Genomic DNA, 18075 nt, shown 5'->3' with positions numbered 1-18075 from the left:
CGCTGCAGACATGAAAAAACCCGGTCGTCGGGGACGGCCGGGTTTGATGCATTTGTGTTCCGTTCGATCAGAAGTGATCGTCGTCCTCGTCCTCATCGGTCCGCGTGGACTTGAGGGATTTCAGCTTGGCGAAGACGGCGTCGGCATCGATTTCCTTCTCTACGTCGCGGTCGGAATCGCTGTAGGGAAGCTTCTCCGTCTCGCGTGCGGACTCGAGCGTGGCGCCGAGCTCGGCTGCCGTCGGCAGCGGGCGACCCTTGGAAGCGCGCTCGACCTCGAGGTCGAGATCGATCTGCGAGCACAGGCCGAGGGTTACGGGATCCATCGGCGTAAGGTTTGCCGAGTTCCAGTGGGTGCGTTCGCGAATCTGCTCGATTGTCGACTTCGTCGTTCCGACCAGGCGCGAAATCTGTGCATCCTTCAGTTCGGGATGGTTGCGCACAAGCCAGAGAATGGCATTGGGGCGATCCTGGCGCTTGGAGACCGGCGTGTAACGCGGGCCCTTCCGCTTGGATTCAGGTACGCGTACCTTCGGCTCGGAGAGCTTGAGCTTGTGGGCCGGATTCGTTTCGGCGCGGGCTATTTCCTCGCGTGAAAGCTGTCCGGTGGCTATGGGATCCAGACCCTTGATGCCCTGTGCCGATTCGCCGTCGGCAATGGCCTTCACTTCGAGCGGGTGCAGTTTGCAGAACTGTGCGATCTGGTCAAACGACAGCGCCGTATTGTCAACGAGCCATACGGCTGTTGCCTTTGGCATGAGCAGTTGCTGAGCCATGGATATAGTCCTTCTGTCCGTCCGCGCCGGTGTCGCGGGCCGTGGGTATCAACCACTTATTTCCGGGAATTCGCCCCTCTATAGCGCTGCTGTCGCAGAAATGCAATTGATCAAGAGACAAATGACCTTTGTCTAATTGCTGGAATGCTTTGACCTGATATGTATGGCGCAGAATATTGTGGAACGCGGGAGGTATCGGCGTTCCGGACCGCATTTCGTGAGGAGGAATTGATGTCTGTTAAAACCTATCCGGTCCTGAAGTCTGCGAAGAGCCGCACGCTGATTGACAACGACACGTATGGGAAATGGTATCGCGAAAGCGTCGAAAATCCGGAGCGCTTCTGGGACAAGCACGGGATGCGGATCGACTGGTTCAAGCCCTACACGAAGGTCAAGAATACCTCCTTTACAGGCCGGGTCTCCATCAAGTGGTTTGAGGACGGAATTACGAACGTCTCCTACAACTGTATCGACCGGCACCTCAAAGCACACGGTGACCAGGTCGCTATCATCTGGGAAGGCGATAATCCCTACATAGACAAGAAAATCACCTACAACGAGCTCCATGAGCACGTCTGCCGTCTCGCCAATGTGATGAAGAAGCACGGCGTGAAGAAGGGCGACCGTGTCACGATCTACATGCCGATGATCCCGGAAGCGGCATACGCGATGCTCGCCTGTGCGCGCATCGGCGCGATCCATTCGGTTGTCTTCGGAGGCTTCTCACCGGATGCGCTCGCCGGACGCATCGTTGATTGCGAATCAACCTTCGTCATCACCTGTGACGAAGGGGTGCGAGGCGGAAAGCCGATCGCTCTCAAGGAGAATACCGACACGGCCATCGACATTGCAGCAAAGCAGCATGTCATCGTCAACAAGGTACTCGTGGTCCGCCGCACTGGGGGCAAAACTGCATGGGCGCCGGGTCGAGACCTCTGGTATCACCAGGAGGTCGCCAGCGTGCCGCGCGATTGTCCGCCGGCGAAAATGAAGGCGGAAGATCCACTTTTCATCCTCTACACGTCAGGCTCGACGGGCAAGCCGAAGGGCGTTCTACACACGACGGGCGGCTATCTCGTCTACGCGTCGATGACGCACAAATACGTCTTCGACTACCAAGACGGTGACATCTACTGGTGCACGGCGGATGTGGGCTGGGTCACCGGCCACTCCTACATCGTGTATGGACCGCTTGCGAACCGTGCAACGACGCTGATGTTTGAGGGCGTGCCGAATTTTCCCGATGCAGGGCGCTTCTGGGAAGTCGTCGACAAGCACAAGGTGAACATCTTCTACACGGCTCCGACGGCGATACGTGCGCTGATGGGGGCAGGCGACGATTTCGTGAAGCGCTCCTCGCGCTCCTCTTTGCGCCTTCTCGGTTCGGTCGGCGAGCCGATCAATCCGGAGGCGTGGGAATGGTACTATCACGTCGTCGGTGAAGACCGCAGCCCGATCGTCGACACCTGGTGGCAGACCGAGACCGGGGGAATTCTCATCACCCCCTCCCCGGCGCGACTGATCTGAAACCCGGGTCAGCGACCCGGCCCTTCTTCGGTGTGAAGCCGGAGCTGGTGGACGGCGAAGGGAATGTCCTGGACGGAGCGGCCGATGGAAATCTCTGCATCACGGACAGCTGGCCTGGGCAGATGCGCACCGTGTACGGCGACCACCAACGTTTCATCCAGACCTACTTCTCGACCTACAAGGGGAAGTACTTCACCGGCGACGGCTGCCGGCGAGACGAGGATGGTTACTACTGGATCACCGGTCGCGTCGACGATGTGTTGAACGTCTCCGGTCATCGGCTCGGTACGGCGGAGGTGGAATCGGCCCTCGTTTCGCATCACCTCGTCTCGGAGGCTGCGGTTGTCGGTTATCCCCATAGTCTCAAGGGACAGGGCATCTACTGCTATGTCTCGCTGATGGCGGGCGAGGAGGGCACCGACAATCTTCGGCAGGACCTGATCAAGCATGTCCGCAAGGAGATCGGTCCGATTGCGACCCCGGACAAGATCCAGTTCGCGCCGGGATTGCCCAAGACGCGATCCGGAAAGATCATGCGCCGGATTCTCCGCAAGATAGCCGAGGACGATTTCGGCAGCCTGGGCGACACCTCGACGCTTGCCGATCCCGCTGTCGTCGAGGATCTGATTGCGAACAGGCAGAACAGGGCCGCCGGCTAAAGCACTCACCCCAGAGAAGAAGGAGGGCAAGCGGCAAGCTGCGCCCTCCCCGTCGCCTTGACTCAGAATCGGCAATCGTCTTGCCGCCGCTTCCCACCGTGGTAGGAGCTGGCCAGACCGGCAGCCACAAGATCCTGAGCCGGATTCACACCATCGGGAAAACGTACGTCAGCGATGACGCGGCCGAAGAACTTGTCGCCCTCGATGTCGGTAAGCGAGAGCTCATTGTGCCCCGAAGCAAGTTCGATGAGCCTAGCCTTGGCTGCTTGCGCGAGCACTCGTATGTCTGGACAGGAGGAGCGCAACTCGGGTGTGTCGATGCCGCGCAGCCTTACATAGACCTCGACGGTCTGTTGTGGCCAGGGACGCGCGGATACCAGAATTGTATCGCCATCAATTACACGGACGATATCCGCGACGACCGGGCCTGTTACGGCGACGGGCTGGTGCTGTTCAGCACCGTTGGCGGCAGCACCTGCACCTGGAACGAGACAGGCAAGAATTCCGGCTTTCAGGGTTTGACGATTTCGCATAGACGGAAAATATTCCGCACTTCATTAATCGTCAATAGGAAATAATACCTAGAAATCGATGGCTCGTCCGTTGACTTCCCAGTCGCCGAAGCGGGCGGGATCGGCACCACCGCGGCCACCGATCTCCTTCGGCAACTCATGTGCAGGGTTAGCGAGACGCCTTTCCTCGGCTTCCTTCAACGCGCGAACGGCCGCTGCAGAAAGCGGACGCCCCCTGCCGGCACTGTTGTCGTTCTCGCTCTGCATGCGACCTCCGAATTCGGACGGGATATTGAAGTATGCCCAATGCTCCCCCATCATATAGGACTAGAGAACGGCGAGGCAAAGCATTGATTCACGTGAAACGTTTCTGTTGCCCTCGCGAGCGAAGCGGAGCCCAGGATGAATCTCGTTCGAACAGCGATGCTGCTTGCATTCATGACAGCGCTTTTCATGGGTGTCGGCTATCTCATCGGTGGTAGCGGCGGCATGATGATCGCGCTGCTGGTTGCAGCCGCGATGAACTTCTTTTCCTATTGGAACTCCGACCGCATGGTGCTCTCCATGTACGGGGCGCAGGAAGTCGAGGAGCGCAATGCGCCGGAATACTACGGCATCGTTCGCGATCTCGCGGCCAGAGCCGGGCTGCCAATGCCCCGGGTGTATGTCATCAACAGCGATCAACCGAACGCCTTCGCAACCGGCAGAAATCCGCAGAATGCGGCGGTGGCGGCCTCGACAGGCCTGCTGCATTCGCTTTCCTACGAGGAAGTGGCGGGCGTTATGGCCCATGAGCTCGCTCATATCCAGAATCGCGATACCCTGACCATGACGCTGACGGCCACAATCGCCGGCGCCATCTCCATGCTGGCGAACTTTGCCATGTTCTTCGGGGGTAACAATCGCGAAAACAATAATCCCCTCGGATTCGTAGGGGTCCTTATCGCCATGATCGTCGCCCCCTTTGCAGCCATGCTGGTTCAGATGGCGATCAGCAGGACGCGGGAATACTCCGCAGACCGGCGTGGTGCAGAGATTTGCGGCAATCCGTTGTGGCTTGCTTCCGCCTTGAGGAAAATCGCGGTCGCCGCCGGGCGAATTCCGAACGACCGGGCCGAGCATAACCCGGCGACGGCGCACATGTTCATCATCAATCCACTGTCAGGCGAGCGGATGGATAACCTGTTCTCAACCCATCCGAACACGGAGAACAGAATTGCCGCCCTGCAGGCTATGGCGGCGGAAGACATGCGGCAAGGCTCGACGCCGCCGCCGCGGCCTGATAGTGCGGGGCGAAAATCGCGCTCCGTACCGACAACCGGCTGGGGGCGCGGTGGTTCCGAACCACCGAAAGGTCCCTGGTCTTGAAATCCGCCAAAGCAAAATCCGGTTCGCATCCGAAACAAAAGTCCCGCGGCTCACGGAGCGAGAGTACCGGAGCCAGCGCGGGGCCGGAGGAAAAGCAGGGACTTCGCAGCCGGCAAACGGCGGCCAAGATCCTCGGTGCCGTTATCGATCGTAAGACGCCGCTCGACGGGATGCTCGATGCCGAGCATGGGAATGCCGCCTATGCTGCATTGAGTGAAGCCGACCGCGCGCTCGTCCGCGCGATCATTAACACTGCCCTCAGGCATTTGCCGCGAATTGAAGCAATCCTGAACTCGCTCGTGGAGACGCCGCTTCCCGAGGGTGCGCGCGCTTTGCATCATGTGCTGGCGGTCGCCGCCGCACAGATCCTCTATCTCGATGTTCCTGATCACTCGGCGGTCGATATTGCCGTCGATCAGGCGAAGGCGGATCCGCGCAACAGGCGCTTCGCAAATCTCGTGAATGCGGTGTTGCGGAGGCTCGCGCGCGAAAAGGCCAACCACCTCTCCGCGGTTCAATCCATTCCCGCGATACCGTCCTGGTTCTTCGATCGCCTTGTCGACGTCTATGGGCGAGAGCATGCGTTAAGGATTTCGGAGGCTCAGCTCGTTCCGGCGCCTATCGATCTCACCGTGAAAAGCGATCCGGAACAATGGGCGGCGCGCCTCGGTGGAAGCGTTCTCCCTACCGGAACGGTCCGATTGTCGGCATTCTCCGGTACAGTTCCTTCGCTCGAAGGCTTTGCAGAAGGGGAGTGGTGGGTCCAGGACGCCGCGGCCAGTATACCGGCGAAGCTCTTCGGAAACGTCGAGGGACAGTCTGTCGCAGATCTCTGCGCGGCACCCGGTGGAAAGACCGCGCAACTGGTGCTTGCAGGAGCGAAGGTTACAGCCCTTGATCAGTCGGCCAGCAGGTTGCGCCGCCTTGTCGGCAACCTCGACAGATTGCGGCTCCAGGCCTCGACGATCGAGGCGAACGCTGGGAATTTTCGACCCGAGTTTCCCTTCGATGCGGTGCTGCTTGATGCACCGTGCTCCTCCACCGGAACAATTCGACGCCACCCGGACGTATTGTGGACCAAGGGGCCGCAGGACATCGCCAAGCTGGCTGAGGTCCAGGAGAAGCTCCTCAGGCATGCGATGGGCATGGTCAAGCCCGGTGGCAAGCTGGTTTTTTCGAACTGCTCTCTCGATCCCCTGGAGGGAGAAGAGGTTACGAAGCACGTGCTTGCGTCTCAACCGGAATGGACAATAGAGCCGGTGGACGCAAAGAATTGGCAAGGCCTCGAGCAGGCGATCACTGCCCTTGGTGAAATCCGAACGACTCCGGCAATGTTTCCGGCCCATGACAGTGCGGCCGGTGGCATGGATGGTTTTTATGCAGTCGTTCTCCGGCGGCTAGGAACCTCGTCCTAGTTAGCCGCATCGCGTCCCGCAAATTCGGCGAACTCATCCGAATGTCGTGAGTCCATCACCGTGCTCAAGCGCGATGAATTGACGTGATCTATTCCGGTGCATACCAATAGGATCCGGAGGCAGAATATTCACCATGCGGCTCTTCAAACGGCAGCGAATTCTCTACTTGTACTTGCGTGAGGGATGGCGCCGTTTCTCGCGGCGTCTTGCCGTCGGCAGAATCTCGGCGTTGCGCTTTGCGGGAGGTGCCCCGGACCGCCTGATCGTCGCACCGACGGACCTGCATCCCGCCGATTCGTTCGTCGCCGACGAGATCATCGCCGGCCGGTTTCCGCTGGCGGGGCGGGTGCTCGACTGCGAGGGAGAATCGCCATTTTCACTGGACTTGCCGTCCGTGGAGTTTGCCACGCGATTGCACTGCTTCAGCTGGCTAAGGCACATGCGGATCGCCCGGATGGAGGCGGCTTCGCTGACCAGCCGGGCCATCGTTGATGACTGGATCGCTAGCCACGGGCAGGTCATCAAGGGGATCGCATGGCGGCCCGACGTCCTGTCGCTGCGCATCATTGCGTGGTTGTCGCATTCACCGATCCTGCTGAAGGACGCCGACTATGTATTCTACCGGCGGTTTCTCAAGAGCCTCGCCTTCCAGGTCCGGTATCTCAGGCATATCGCGGGTACTACGCGGGAGGGAGAGACGCGTCTCCTGGCGCGCACCGCGCTGGCGATGGCCTCCATTGCCATGCCGGCCTCCGCGTCCACGATCCGCAAGGCCGCGCGACGGCTCGACGAAGAACTCGACCGACAGATCCTGCCCGACGGGGGGCACTCGTCTCGAAACCCTCGCGTGGCCCTCAATCTGTTGCTCCATTTGCTTCCGCTGCGCCAGACCTACGTCAATCTCGGCCACGATGTGCCGGCGAGGCTTATTCCCTGCATAGACCGGATCTTTCCCGCCTTGCGTTTCTTCCGCCATCAGGGAGGGGAACTCGCCCTCTTCAACGGGGCGACCTACACGCTCGCCAACGAGTTGATGTCCGTGCTGCGATACGACGAGACGGGCGGCGCGCCTTTCCGTACGCTTCCCTCCTCACGCTACGACCGGTTGTCGGTCGAGAACACGGTCGTGCTTGTCGATACCGGCGTTCCGCAATCGGTCGAGCTGTCGTCGACAGCGTGCGCGGGGGGGCTCTCGTTGGAGATGTCTTCGGGGCGTCACCGCTTCATCATCAATTCGGGCATGCCGCGGTTTGCGGGCGAGAGCCTGCGCCAGATGTCTCGAGCAACGGCTGCCCATTCCGTTGCGACGCTCAATGATACGTCTTCGCTGCGCTTGTCGAACTCGCGCTTCCTCGGACCGATCGCCATAGGGGGCGTGTCGCGCATCGATGTGGGGCGCTACGGCGGCACGGATGGTTCCGACGGGCTTATCGCGAACCATGACGGATATCTCGACGAGTTCGGTCTGCTCTACGAACGCGATCTGTATATTCATGCGGGAGGCAAGACCATCCGCGGGCGCGAGCGCTTCTATCGGCCGGGTGATCTCGCCCCGGACCCGTCGAACAAGGGGGTGGCGGTGGTCCGCTTCCACATCCACCCGGCTATCCAGTTGCACATGGCCGGTGCACACGAGGCGCGGCTGGTGGCGCCAGACGGGGAAACCTGGGCGCTGACCTGCATGGACGTTGCCGTCAAGGAGGAGGAGGATGTCTTCTTTGCTGATCCTTCCGGGGTCAGGGCATCCCGGCAGATCACGCTCACCTTGCCGATCGGTACCGTTCCCGAGGTTCAGTGGCTGATGAGCCGTCGGGCCTGAGCAAGGCGTTTCGCGGTTTTCTCGGGGCGAGCCCTGTGCTAACGGGGCACATTCCCTCCGCCGGCCGCTGCCGGCCAAGCCACCGGAGTGCCACCATGGCCGTAGTTTCCAAGAAAATTCCCGCGCCTGACCAGGTGCAGGTTCAAACCGCCCTCCTCTCCGTTTCCGACAAGACCGGCATCATAGAATTGGCCAGGGCATTGGCCGACAAGGGCGTCCGGCTGCTTTCGACGGGCGGAACGCACAAGGCGATACGGGATGCAGGCATTTCCGTCACCGACGTATCAGAGGTGACGGGCTTTCCGGAAATCATGGACGGTCGGGTCAAGACCCTTCATCCGTCCGTCCACGGGGGCCTTCTCGCAATCCGTGACGATGCTGATCACGTGGAGGCGATGAAGAAGCACGGCATCGGCGCGATCGATCTCACCGTCATCAACCTCTATCCCTTCGAGGAAGTTCGCGCCAAGGGCGCGGACTATGCGACGACCGTGGAGAATATCGACATCGGCGGTCCGGCGATGATCCGCGCCTCCGCCAAGAACCATGCATACGTAACGATCGTCACCGATCCGGCGGACTATGAAGAATTGTTGGCGGAGCTTTCGAGCGGTTCGACCACGACGCTGTCCTTCCGCAAGCGCATGGCAGCGAAGGCCTATGCCCGGACAGCCGCCTACGATGCAGCCATTTCAAACTGGTTTGCCGAAAGCCTGCAGCTGGACATGCCTCGCCATAGGGTTCTCGGCGGCGTTCTCAGGGAGGAGTTGCGCTACGGCGAGAACCCGCACCAGAAAGCCGGCTTCTACGTCACCGGCGAGCAGCGTCCGGGCGTCGCGACGGCAACCCTGCTCCAGGGCAAGCAGCTGTCCTACAATAACATCAACGATACCGATGCCGCCTTCGAACTTGTCGCGGAATTCCTCCCGGAAAATGGGCCGGCTTGCGCAATCATCAAGCATGCCAATCCTTGTGGTGTTGCGATCGGCGACACCCTGCACAACGCCTATACGCGTGCACTCGCCTGTGACCCGGTCTCGGCTTTCGGAGGGATCATCGCGCTGAACAGCACGCTGGACGCCAAGACGGCCGAGGAAATCGTGAAGCTGTTTACCGAGGTTATCATCGCTCCCGATGCCGATGAGGAGGCACGCGCCATCATCGCTTCAAAGCGCAATCTTCGACTTCTCGTAACGGGCGGCCTTCCCGATCCCCGTTCTCCCGGCATTTCCGCGCGCACGGTCGCGGGCGGTTTCCTGGTGCAGAATCGTGACAACGGCATGGTCGAAGACCTTGATCTCAAGGTTGTCACGAAGCGCGTGCCCAGCCCGCAGGAGCTGATCGACATGAAGTTCGCCTTCAAGGTCGCCAAGCATGTGAAGTCCAATGCGGTCGTCTACGCGAAGGACGGTCAGACGGCGGGCATCGGCGCCGGGCAGATGAGCCGCGTCGACTCGGCGCGCATCGCAGCGCTCAAGGCGGAGGAGGCTGCCAAGGCGATGGGTCTTGCGGAACCGTTGACGCGTGGATCGGCGGTCGCATCGGAAGCCTTCCTTCCCTTTGCCGATGGCTTGCTCTCAGCCATCGCAGCCGGTGCAACGGCCGTCATTCAGCCCGGAGGATCGATGCGCGACGCAGAGGTCATTGCGGCTGCGGATGACGCAAACGTTGCCATGGTGTTCACCGGCATGCGCCACTTCCGCCACTGAAGCGGCTGAGGAGAAAACGGCGGACGGCGCTCGGTTTGCCCGAGAACCGTCCGTCCCGTGGTCATGCAGCCTGCTCGTTCGCAGGATACGGGGTCCGCAGCAGCAGCAGCAGGCCCACGAACAGGAAGACCGCCAAGGTCGCCATCCCGAGACGGGCCGATCCCGTCAATGATGTCGTTACGGCCACGGCCAGAGGTGCGAGAAATGACGTGGCGCGCCCCGAGAGCGCATAGATGCCGAAGTAGCGCCCGGCCTCGTCCGGATGGATGCTGCGTGCCAGGTATGATCGGGCGGAGGCTTGCACGGGGCCAAACGCCAGACCGACAAGAACCCCGAAAACGATATAAGCCTTCTCCGCCGCAGTGCCGAACATGCCGCCGGAATCGCCTGCGGGCAGCGGAAGAAGGCCGAAGAGTGTAAAACCGGGGCCGGTTGAAACGATCCCCACCGTTGCGAAGGTGAGGCAGGCAAGACTGGTCACGACAACGAACTTCGAACCGAAACGGGTATCGAGCCGGCTCGCATAGAGGCATCCCCCGATTGCCACGATGTTCAAGATGATGCCGTAGACTCCGAGTTCGACCGTTTGCCAGGCAAACATTCCTGCGGCGAAGGTTCCTCCCAGCGCCAGCAGCCCGTTGACTCCGTCCTGGTAGATCATACGGGCGATGAGAAACCTCAGGATGCCCTTTCGTCCCCTAAGCTCACGCAATGTGCTCGCAAGATCCCTCATGCCGACGCGGACGGCCTCGGTGAGCGGGAGGCCGCGTTGGTGATCCGGCGTGAAGAGAAACATCGGTATGATGAAAACGAGGTACCAGATCGCCGATATCGGACCGGTGATGCGGGCATCTTCACCCGTCGACGGATCGAGACCGAAGAGCGGGTCTATACCAATAAGTGTTTTGCCGGATTCAGGGTTGGCGGCGAGGAGCGTGACGACGGCGATCAGGACGATCATGCCGCCGAGATAGCCCAGGCCCCAGGCGATATTCGAGACGCGCCCGGACTGTTCGGGGTCGATCAGTCGGGGCATCATGGAATCATTGAAGACGATCGAAAACTCCGCGGCGATCGAAGCAAAGACGATCATGGCAAGCGCGAACACGACGCTGCTGCCGGGTGCCGCGTACCAGAGCAGGCAGAGCGAGACGATCTTTATCACGGCAAAAAAGCCGATCCATGGCTTGCGCGGCCCGGCGGCGTCGGCGATCGAACCCATGATGGGGAAAGAAGCGCGATGACGATGCCGGAGATGGTGAGCGTGTAGCTCCAGGCAGCCTGCGCCTCGTCGTGATTTTCGATGAGGCGCGAAACAAGGTATGGGCCGAATATGAAGGTGGTGATCACCGTGAAGAACGGCTGCGCCGCCCAGTCGAACAGCATCCATCCAGCAATGCCCAGCCGCCCAACCAAGCGGCGGGGACGCTCATATGTCCCTGCCATTACCCATCAGTCCCCTGGGCGACAGGGTCATCCTGTTCGGCCGGGCACGACGCCGACCGGAATCGGCGGCATGCACGGCGCCCGCTTGCGCGGGCACATTGTCACCTCGCCCTGTCGCGCGCAAGGTCGCTGAGCACACCGGCGGCAACGGCGATCTTGGCGAGGGTCGCCTCACCCGCTTCCGTCAGCGAGGCCAGTCGACCGCCAATCTTGGCAAGCCGCTCCCGGTCCTCTTCCTGCCAGGCGGCAATCGGGCTCTTGTGCCCGCTCCTTGATCCGAGAACCGACACCGTGAGATCCCGCCTTGCGGCAGAAATGTCGTTGAGGCTTCGCTGAAGTGCGAGGTTCTCGTAGGAGTCGGTCGTCGGCACGCGCGCAGCGGCGACGAGGAGGCGGTCGATGTTGAGCTGGCTCGCAATCCCGGTATAGGTTTGCGCCGTTTTCAACAGGCTCTCGCCGGTAGCCCCGGCAATCTGCATGATTTCGGGAACGAAGGTCATTGCCGAGAGATCGGCGAGCTCCGAGACAAGTTCGCCCGGAACGCCCTTGTCCTCGAGTGCCCGGATTCTCTTGCGCCGGCCGCCCTCCGCACGCTCGGGAACGAGCGTGGCCATGTGTGGCCGAAGCTGCTTGAGAGCCTGGCGAAGACGACTGACGGCGGTTTCTGTCGGCATGGCCAGGGAGGCAGCGGACATGAGCACACCGCTCGAGAGGCTGAAGATGCGGCCGAGCTCCTCGTAGAGTTCGTTCTGCACCGCTCCGCTGACCTTGTTGTCCAGGGAATCGACGGCCGCATAGAGTGCCTGCAGGCCGAAACCATCCCGCGCGATGATCGCTGCCTTCACCGCGGCCGACGATACGAAACCGGTTCCATCCGTAAGGTTGGTGACGAAGGCAGGGCCGCCGCGGTTGATTGCCTCGTTGGCCAGAAGCGTGGCGATGATCTCGCGACGCAGGCGATGGGACCGAATGTCGTCGCCGTACGTCTTCTGCATCTTCTTCGGGAAATAGCCGAGAAGCGTCGGTTCGAAATAAGGATCATCCGGCAGGTCGCTGTGGATGAGCTCATCCGAGAGCACGATCTTGGCGTAGGACAGCAGGACTCCGATTTCGGCCCGGGTCAGCGGCTTGCCGGCCTGGTAGCGCTCGCTCATCGTTTGCTCGTCCGGCAGGGATTCGACCTGGCGATTCAGTTGGCCGGCTGCCTCAAGCTTAGACATCAGGCGGGAGAGCTCGAGCCGGTTGGCCGTGCCCTGCAGTTCGGTCATCGAAATCGCCAGGGGTTGCAGGTAGTTGTTCCTGAGAACCAGTTGCGCCACCTCGTCCGTCATCGAAGAGAGGAGTACGTCGCGTTTAGGTCGGGTCAGCCGGTTGTCGCGCATCGCCGAGGCGAGTGCGATCTTGATGTTGACCTCTACGTCGGAGGAGTTCACTCCCGCAGAGTTGTCGATCGCGTCCGAATTGCAGCGTCCGCCTGCTAGTCCGTAGGCGATCCGGCCCTTCTGCGTGACGCCAAGGTTCGCGCCCTCGCCGATCACCTTTGCGCGAACCTCCTGGGCAATGATCCGGATCGCGTCGTTTGCACGATCGCCCACCTCCGCGTCCGTTTCTCCCGCCGCCCTGACATAGGTACCGATGCCGCCGAACCACAGGAGATCGACCGGAGCCTTCAATATGGCGGTCATGATCTCGAAGGGAGTCGCCTTCTGCTTGTCGATTCCGAGTGCGGCCCTCGCCTCGTTGCTGAGAGAAACCGACTTCTCCGCGCGCGAAATGATCATGCCGCCATTTGAAAGCAGCTGCCGGTCATAGTCATTCCAACTTGACCGTGGGAGCGCGAAAAGGCGCTTGCGCTCGGCGAAAGACTTTTCGATATCCGGATTCGGATCGATGAAGATATCGCGGTGGTCGAAGGCGGCCACGAGCCTCGTCTTGCGCGACAGAAGCATGCCGTTTCCGAAGACATCGCCGGACATGTCTCCAACGCCGACCGCTGTGAAGGGCGCGGTCTGGATGTCGACGTCCATCTCCCGGAAATGCCGCTTTACAGCTTCCCACGCGCCACGCGCGGTAATGCCCATCTTCTTGTGATCATACCCGGCAGACCCGCCGGACGCGAAAGCGTCGTCGAGCCAGAAGCCCGCCTCCTGGGCCAGACCGTTTGCCGTGTCGGAGAAGGTTGCAGTTCCCTTGTCGGCCGCGACGACGAAGTAGGGATCGTCGGCATCGAGGCGCACTGTGTCCCTTGGGGGGACGACATCCTGACCTACGATGTTGTCCGTGACGGAAAGCAGCGTCCGGATGAAGGTCTTGTAGGCTTCTGTTCCGGCCCGGAAGATGGCGTCGCGGTTGCCGCCTGCGGGCAGTTGCTTGGGATAGAAGCCGCCCTTGGCCCCCACCGGAACGATAACCGAATTCTTGACCTGTTGAGCCTTCACCAGCCCGAGCACTTCCGTGCGATAGTCCTCGGCCCTGTCGGACCAGCGCAGGCCGCCGCGCGCAATCGGACCAAAGCGCAGGTGGACGCCTTCCACCTCGGCACCATAGACGAAGATCTCGCGGAACGGCCGGGGGTCCGGCAATCCTTCCAATGTCTTCGGGTCGAGTTTGAAGGCGAGGGCCGGCAGCGGACGGCCGTCGGCGTCACGCTGGAAGTAGTTCGTGCGCAGTGTGGATTGGACGGCATTCACGAAGCGTCTCAAGATCCGGTCGTCGTCGAGGCTCGGAACCGCGACCAGCGCGTCCTCGATGGCCTGGGCGATTTCCGCCGATCGCTTGGAGCGCTTGCGCTCCGCGAGTCCCGGTTCCAGCCGGGTGGAAAACAGGCGGAAGATATCCGCCGCAATGGCCGGATACTTGTTCAGCGTATCGGCTATGTAACCCTGCGAGTAGGTAATGCCCGTTTGCCTCAGATAACGGGCATAGGAGCGCAGGACCACAATCTCACGAACGCCAAGTTCCGCCGTAAGCACCAGCCGGTTGAACGTGTCGTCGTCGATGAGCCCGTGCCAGGCCGACAGGAACGACTCCTCCAGTACGGGGCTTGTTTTCTGGATGTTTATCTCCAGTCCGTCGCGCTGCTGGAGCTCCATATCGTGAAGAACTACGATCCTGTCTTCTCCCGTCAGGGGACGCACAACAAGCGTGTGTGTCTGCTCGCTGATGACCCGGAAGCCCAGGTTCTCCAGGAGCGGCACGCGTTGCGAGAGCGAAACGGCGCCGCCCGCGTGGAAGATCTTCAGCTCGACCTTGCTCGGGTCGGCATGGCCCGTCTTGTGATAGAAGGAAATGCGGATCGGGCTCTGTGGGGTGACGGCCTCGATGAGGCCGAGGTCGGCAAATGCCTCGGCGGGCGTGAAGTCTTCCTGGAAGCCCTGGTCTGTGGTGAGCCTCGCCGAATCCGAGCCTGTCAGCGCCTCGAAGCGGTCACTCCATCTTGTGGCGATGTCGCGAATGGCGCGTTCCAGGTTCTGCTGTGATATGCGCGGGGTCTTTCCGCCCGAGCGGCCGATGATGAAATGGACGCGGGCAAGGCCTCCCTCCGGAAAAGCCGGGTAATAGGCGGACACGCGACCGTCGTAGACAGTCTTCAGATAGTTGCCGATCTTCTCCCGAACGTCGGAATCATACTGTTCGCGGGGCACGTAGACGAGAACGGATACGAACCGGTCGAAATGGTCGATACGTGCCAGTACGCGTATCCGGGGGCGATCGGCGAGTTCGTTGATCTGTTCGCAGAAATTTGAGAGCAGGCCGACATCGATCTGGAACAGATCATCGCGTGGATAGGATTCCAGCGTATTGATGAGCATCTTGCCCGAGTGGCTCTGCGGATCGTAGCCGAAGTGGTCGATGACCTTGGCGATTTTCGAACGCAGAAGTGGGATTTCCGAAGTCGTATGTGTGTATGCGGTCGACGTGAAGAGACCGACAATTCGCAGCTCTCCGACCACGTTGCCGTCTTCGTCGAAACGCTTGACGCCCACGTAGTCCATATAGGCGCGCCGGTGCACCACAGACTTCACGTTGGCCTTGGTGACAATCAGGAAATCGGGGCCTTCGAGGAACTCGATGATTTCGGGTGTCGTCGTAACCGCGTCCTTGCCGAACCGGAGCACGCGAACGTCGGGATCGGAGAGAATGCCGAGGCCGGCACCCTCGTCGCGTTCGACAGCGGCCTTCTCGCCTTTTCCCTTGTAGACATAGTCCCGCATGCCGAGGAAGGTGAAATTGTTGTCACGGAGCCAGGACAGGAACGCCAGCGCCTCTTCCTTTTCCGCCTTGCGCTTGACGGGGCCGAAGCGGTCGATATCGGCGACCGCGGCGTCCAGCTTGTCCCTCATCGATTGCCAGTCGCCGACCGCCAGATGGACCTGGGTGAGCACGTGTTCGATGCGCTGTGCCAGCAATGCGGCTTCCGAGGGAGCCAGTTCGCGGATGTGTATCTGGATGTGGCTGACCCGGTGGGCGGGGTCGCTGCTGTCGTCAGGTGAGAAAAGGACAGGCGCCTTGCCGGGTTGCAGGACGAGGATGGGGTGAATGGCGAGATGAATGTCACGATGGGTGCTCGTGACTTCCCCCATGACCGAATCATACAGGAACGGCATGTTGCGATCCGTGACCGCCAGCACCGACACCGGCGCACCTTGTGGAGCGATGTCCGGGAGTGTCGTTACGGTTACCCGCGGCTGCGTTCCGGTCCATTCGTGAAGTTCCCGGAAAGCATGCACGGCCGCCGCCTCGAGCATCTGCGGGGAATAGGCCTCGAGGTCGTCGTTGCTAGCGCGGCTAAAGAGAACTTCGGGACTGAGAGCACCCTCCTGCGCCTTCGCCGAAAGCGCTGTCGCCTCGATCAGTTTTTCCCGTTTTGTGTTGCTGCGTGCACTCATGGATCACTCCTAAAATCCGGTGCGGCGGACCCTAGCAGAAGAAATCCGCATGGCGACAGATTTTGTGAAACGGCCAAAAAATTCAATCGATTTTGTCGAAGAGAGGTCCAAATGGGGTGCCTGTCGGCAATTTCCGCATCGATTTTGAAGGAAAATGCACCGGGAAAGCGAAAATGTCGTTGGAGAGGGTCTGCTGTCGTCCCCTCGCTATTTGTATTGACAGGGCAATGGCTGCTTGCCATCACATCGATGGCATCAGAAGGTTTCTTCCGGCAATGAGCGAGATAGAAAAAGGCGCAGTGATCGTCATTTCGAGCCATGTCGTCCGCGGCTCGGTCGGTAATCGAGCGGCAGTTTTCGCACTGGAAACGCTGGGTCATCCGGTATGGGCGGTGCCGACAGTAGTGCTGCCGTGGCACCCGGGACATGGTCCCTCGACGCGGGTGGCGATCGGTGACCGGGAGTTCGATGACATCATCTCCGACCTCATCCGGGCACCATGGCTAGGCCAGGTCAAGGCCGTTCTTTCAGGCTATCTCGCAAGCGCTGGCCAGGCTGCATCCGTTGCGCGCCTCGTTCGCGCGCTGAAGGCGCGCAACGCGGACATCACATACATGTGCGATCCGGTCCTTGGTGACGTCAATGGTCTCTACGTTCGGGAAGAGATCGCTGAAGCCATAAGGGACGAACTGCTGCCGCTCGCAACGCTTGCGACGCCGAACCGGTATGAGCTCTCCTGGCTTTCGGGTGCAGCGCTCGAAACAAATGCGGCGATCATGGACGCCGCTCTCGCGCTTGGGCCGCCGCGGATGCTCGTTACCTCGGCCATTCCCATGATGAGCGGGAGCACGGGCAATCTCTATCTTTCGGGCAAGCATGCGCTGCTCGCCGAACATCGGCTCGTCGCGAATCCGCCCAGCGGAACGGGGGATCTCGTTGCCGCCTTGTTCCTGTCGAGGCTCATGGACGGTATGCCGGAGGAAAAATCGCTGCTTCTTGCAACCGCTGGCGTCTTCGAGATTGTTGCCAGGACGGCGAAGCGCGGTGCCGACGAACTCACGCTCGAGCAGGATGCATCCAGCCTTTCGACACCGATGGCGATGGTTCAGATGCGCCGCTTGATGCATCCGGCACAAGCGAAGCGGACCTGATCGCGGCTGCTTGCGCAAAAGGTGCCTTAGTGCTTTATGCAATGGCTGATGGGCCCTGGAACGCCTCTCGGCGTCACTTCCTGGGTTTGACGTAAGGAGTATTGAAGCATCATGGAACGCTTTCCAGACCGTCTCTTGAATGGATACCGCAACTTCATGAGCGGTCGTTTCAACGAGCAGCAACAGCGCTACAAGGCGCTGGCGGAGACGGGCCAGAAGCCCAAGACCCTTGTCGTTGCCTGTTGCGACTCACGTGCCGCCCCGGAGACCATTTTCGATAGTGGTCCCGGCGAACTTTTTGTCGTGCGTAACGTCGCCAACATGGTTCCGCCTTATGAACCGGACGGACAATACCATGCGACCTCTGCCGCGCTCGAATTCGCAGTGCAGTCGCTACGCGTAACCGATATCGTAGTCATGGGACATGGTCGTTGCGGTGGCATCAGCGCAGCCCTCGATCCGCATGCGGATCCACTGTCGCCAGGCGATTTCATCGGGAAGTGGATGGGGCTGTTGAAACCCGCGGCAGAACAGATCCAGAGTGCCGAAATCCTTACCGCAGCGGAACGCCAGCGGGCGTTGGAGCGGGTCTCCATCCGCAACTCGCTTTCGAACCTGCGTACATTCCCCTGCGTGCGCTTGCTCGAAGAGGGCGGCAAGCTTGCCCTTCACGGCGCGTGGTTCGATATCTCCACGGGTGAGCTCTGGGTGATGGACGCTGCTACGGGTGATTTTCTCAGACCCGGCATATAAGAAATGAAAAAGCCCGGCGCTTGAGGGCCGGGCTTTGTTCTCGCATGTACGG

10 protein-coding genes and 2 pseudogenes are annotated in these 18075 nt (G+C 60.8%); 7 read left to right on the top strand and 5 right to left on the bottom strand.

Features of this window, described 5'->3' with window-relative positions; genetic code table 11:
- Positions 1–67: 67 nt before the first annotated feature.
- On the bottom strand, positions 68–775 hold the full coding sequence (locus tag F3Y30_RS02885) for a DUF1013 domain-containing protein (protein WP_203425068.1): 708 nt from the start codon (positions 773–775) through the stop codon (positions 68–70).
- Positions 776–1006: 231 nt separating this feature from the next.
- On the opposite strand from F3Y30_RS02885, the pseudogene acs reads away from it, so the two are divergent.
- Positions 1007–2961: pseudogene (acs, locus tag F3Y30_RS02880) on the top strand (acetate--CoA ligase).
- A gap of 62 nt (positions 2962–3023) precedes the next feature.
- On the opposite strand, the gene F3Y30_RS02875 reads toward acs, so the two are convergent.
- Both F3Y30_RS02875 and F3Y30_RS02870 read right to left on the bottom strand, forming a co-directional pair.
- A complete protein-coding gene (locus tag F3Y30_RS02875) occupies positions 3024–3494 on the bottom strand; it encodes a thermonuclease family protein (protein WP_203425067.1) in 471 nt (156 codons plus the stop codon).
- Between the two features lie 48 nt (positions 3495–3542).
- A complete protein-coding gene (locus F3Y30_RS02870; protein ID WP_203425066.1) occupies positions 3543–3794 on the bottom strand; it encodes a DUF1674 domain-containing protein in 252 nt (83 codons plus the stop codon).
- Between the two features lie 81 nt (positions 3795–3875).
- On the opposite strand from F3Y30_RS02870, the gene htpX reads away from it, so the two are divergent.
- From htpX to purH, 4 genes are all read left to right on the top strand, one after another.
- Positions 3876–4841, top strand: coding sequence for a zinc metalloprotease HtpX (htpX, locus tag F3Y30_RS02865; RefSeq protein WP_203425065.1), 966 nt, complete (start codon positions 3876–3878; stop codon positions 4839–4841).
- Complete coding sequence (locus tag F3Y30_RS02860) at positions 4838–6256, top strand: RsmB/NOP family class I SAM-dependent RNA methyltransferase (RefSeq protein ID WP_203425064.1); 1419 nt, start codon at positions 4838–4840, stop codon at positions 6254–6256. Before htpX ends, F3Y30_RS02860 begins: the two co-directional genes overlap by 4 nt.
- Before the next feature lie 133 nt (positions 6257–6389).
- Entirely contained in the window at positions 6390–8075 is a 1686-nt protein-coding gene (locus F3Y30_RS02855; protein WP_203425063.1) for a heparinase II/III family protein, read from the top strand.
- Between the two features lie 95 nt (positions 8076–8170).
- The gene (gene purH / locus F3Y30_RS02850; protein WP_203425062.1) at positions 8171–9784 is read left to right on the top strand and encodes a bifunctional phosphoribosylaminoimidazolecarboxamide formyltransferase/IMP cyclohydrolase; all 1614 of its coding nucleotides are present in this window, start codon (positions 8171–8173) and stop codon (positions 9782–9784) included.
- A 61-nt stretch (positions 9785–9845) separates the two neighbouring features.
- Here purH and F3Y30_RS02845 read toward each other — a convergent pair.
- Positions 9846–11230, bottom strand: a pseudogene (locus F3Y30_RS02845) (MFS transporter).
- 101 nt (positions 11231–11331) lie between these two features.
- The gene (locus F3Y30_RS02840) at positions 11332–16119 is read right to left on the bottom strand and encodes an NAD-glutamate dehydrogenase (protein WP_203425061.1); all 4788 of its coding nucleotides are present in this window, start codon (positions 16117–16119) and stop codon (positions 11332–11334) included.
- Between the two features lie 275 nt (positions 16120–16394).
- Between F3Y30_RS02840 and pdxY the strand changes: the two genes are divergently transcribed.
- Both pdxY and F3Y30_RS02830 read left to right on the top strand, forming a co-directional pair.
- Positions 16395–17270, top strand: a complete 876-nt coding sequence (pdxY, locus tag F3Y30_RS02835; protein ID WP_203425060.1) for a pyridoxal kinase PdxY — start codon at positions 16395–16397, stop codon at positions 17268–17270.
- Positions 17271–17381: 111 nt separating this feature from the next.
- Complete coding sequence (locus F3Y30_RS02830; protein ID WP_203425059.1) at positions 17382–18023, top strand: carbonic anhydrase; 642 nt, start codon at positions 17382–17384, stop codon at positions 18021–18023.
- The last annotated feature ends 52 nt before the right edge of the window (positions 18024–18075 follow it).

This window comes from Sinorhizobium sp. BG8 (assembly GCF_016864555.1).
Lineage (GTDB): Bacteria > Pseudomonadota > Alphaproteobacteria > Rhizobiales > Rhizobiaceae > BG8.
Note: the sequence above shows the minus strand (reverse complement) of the source record. Positions and strands in the feature narration are given on the sequence as shown.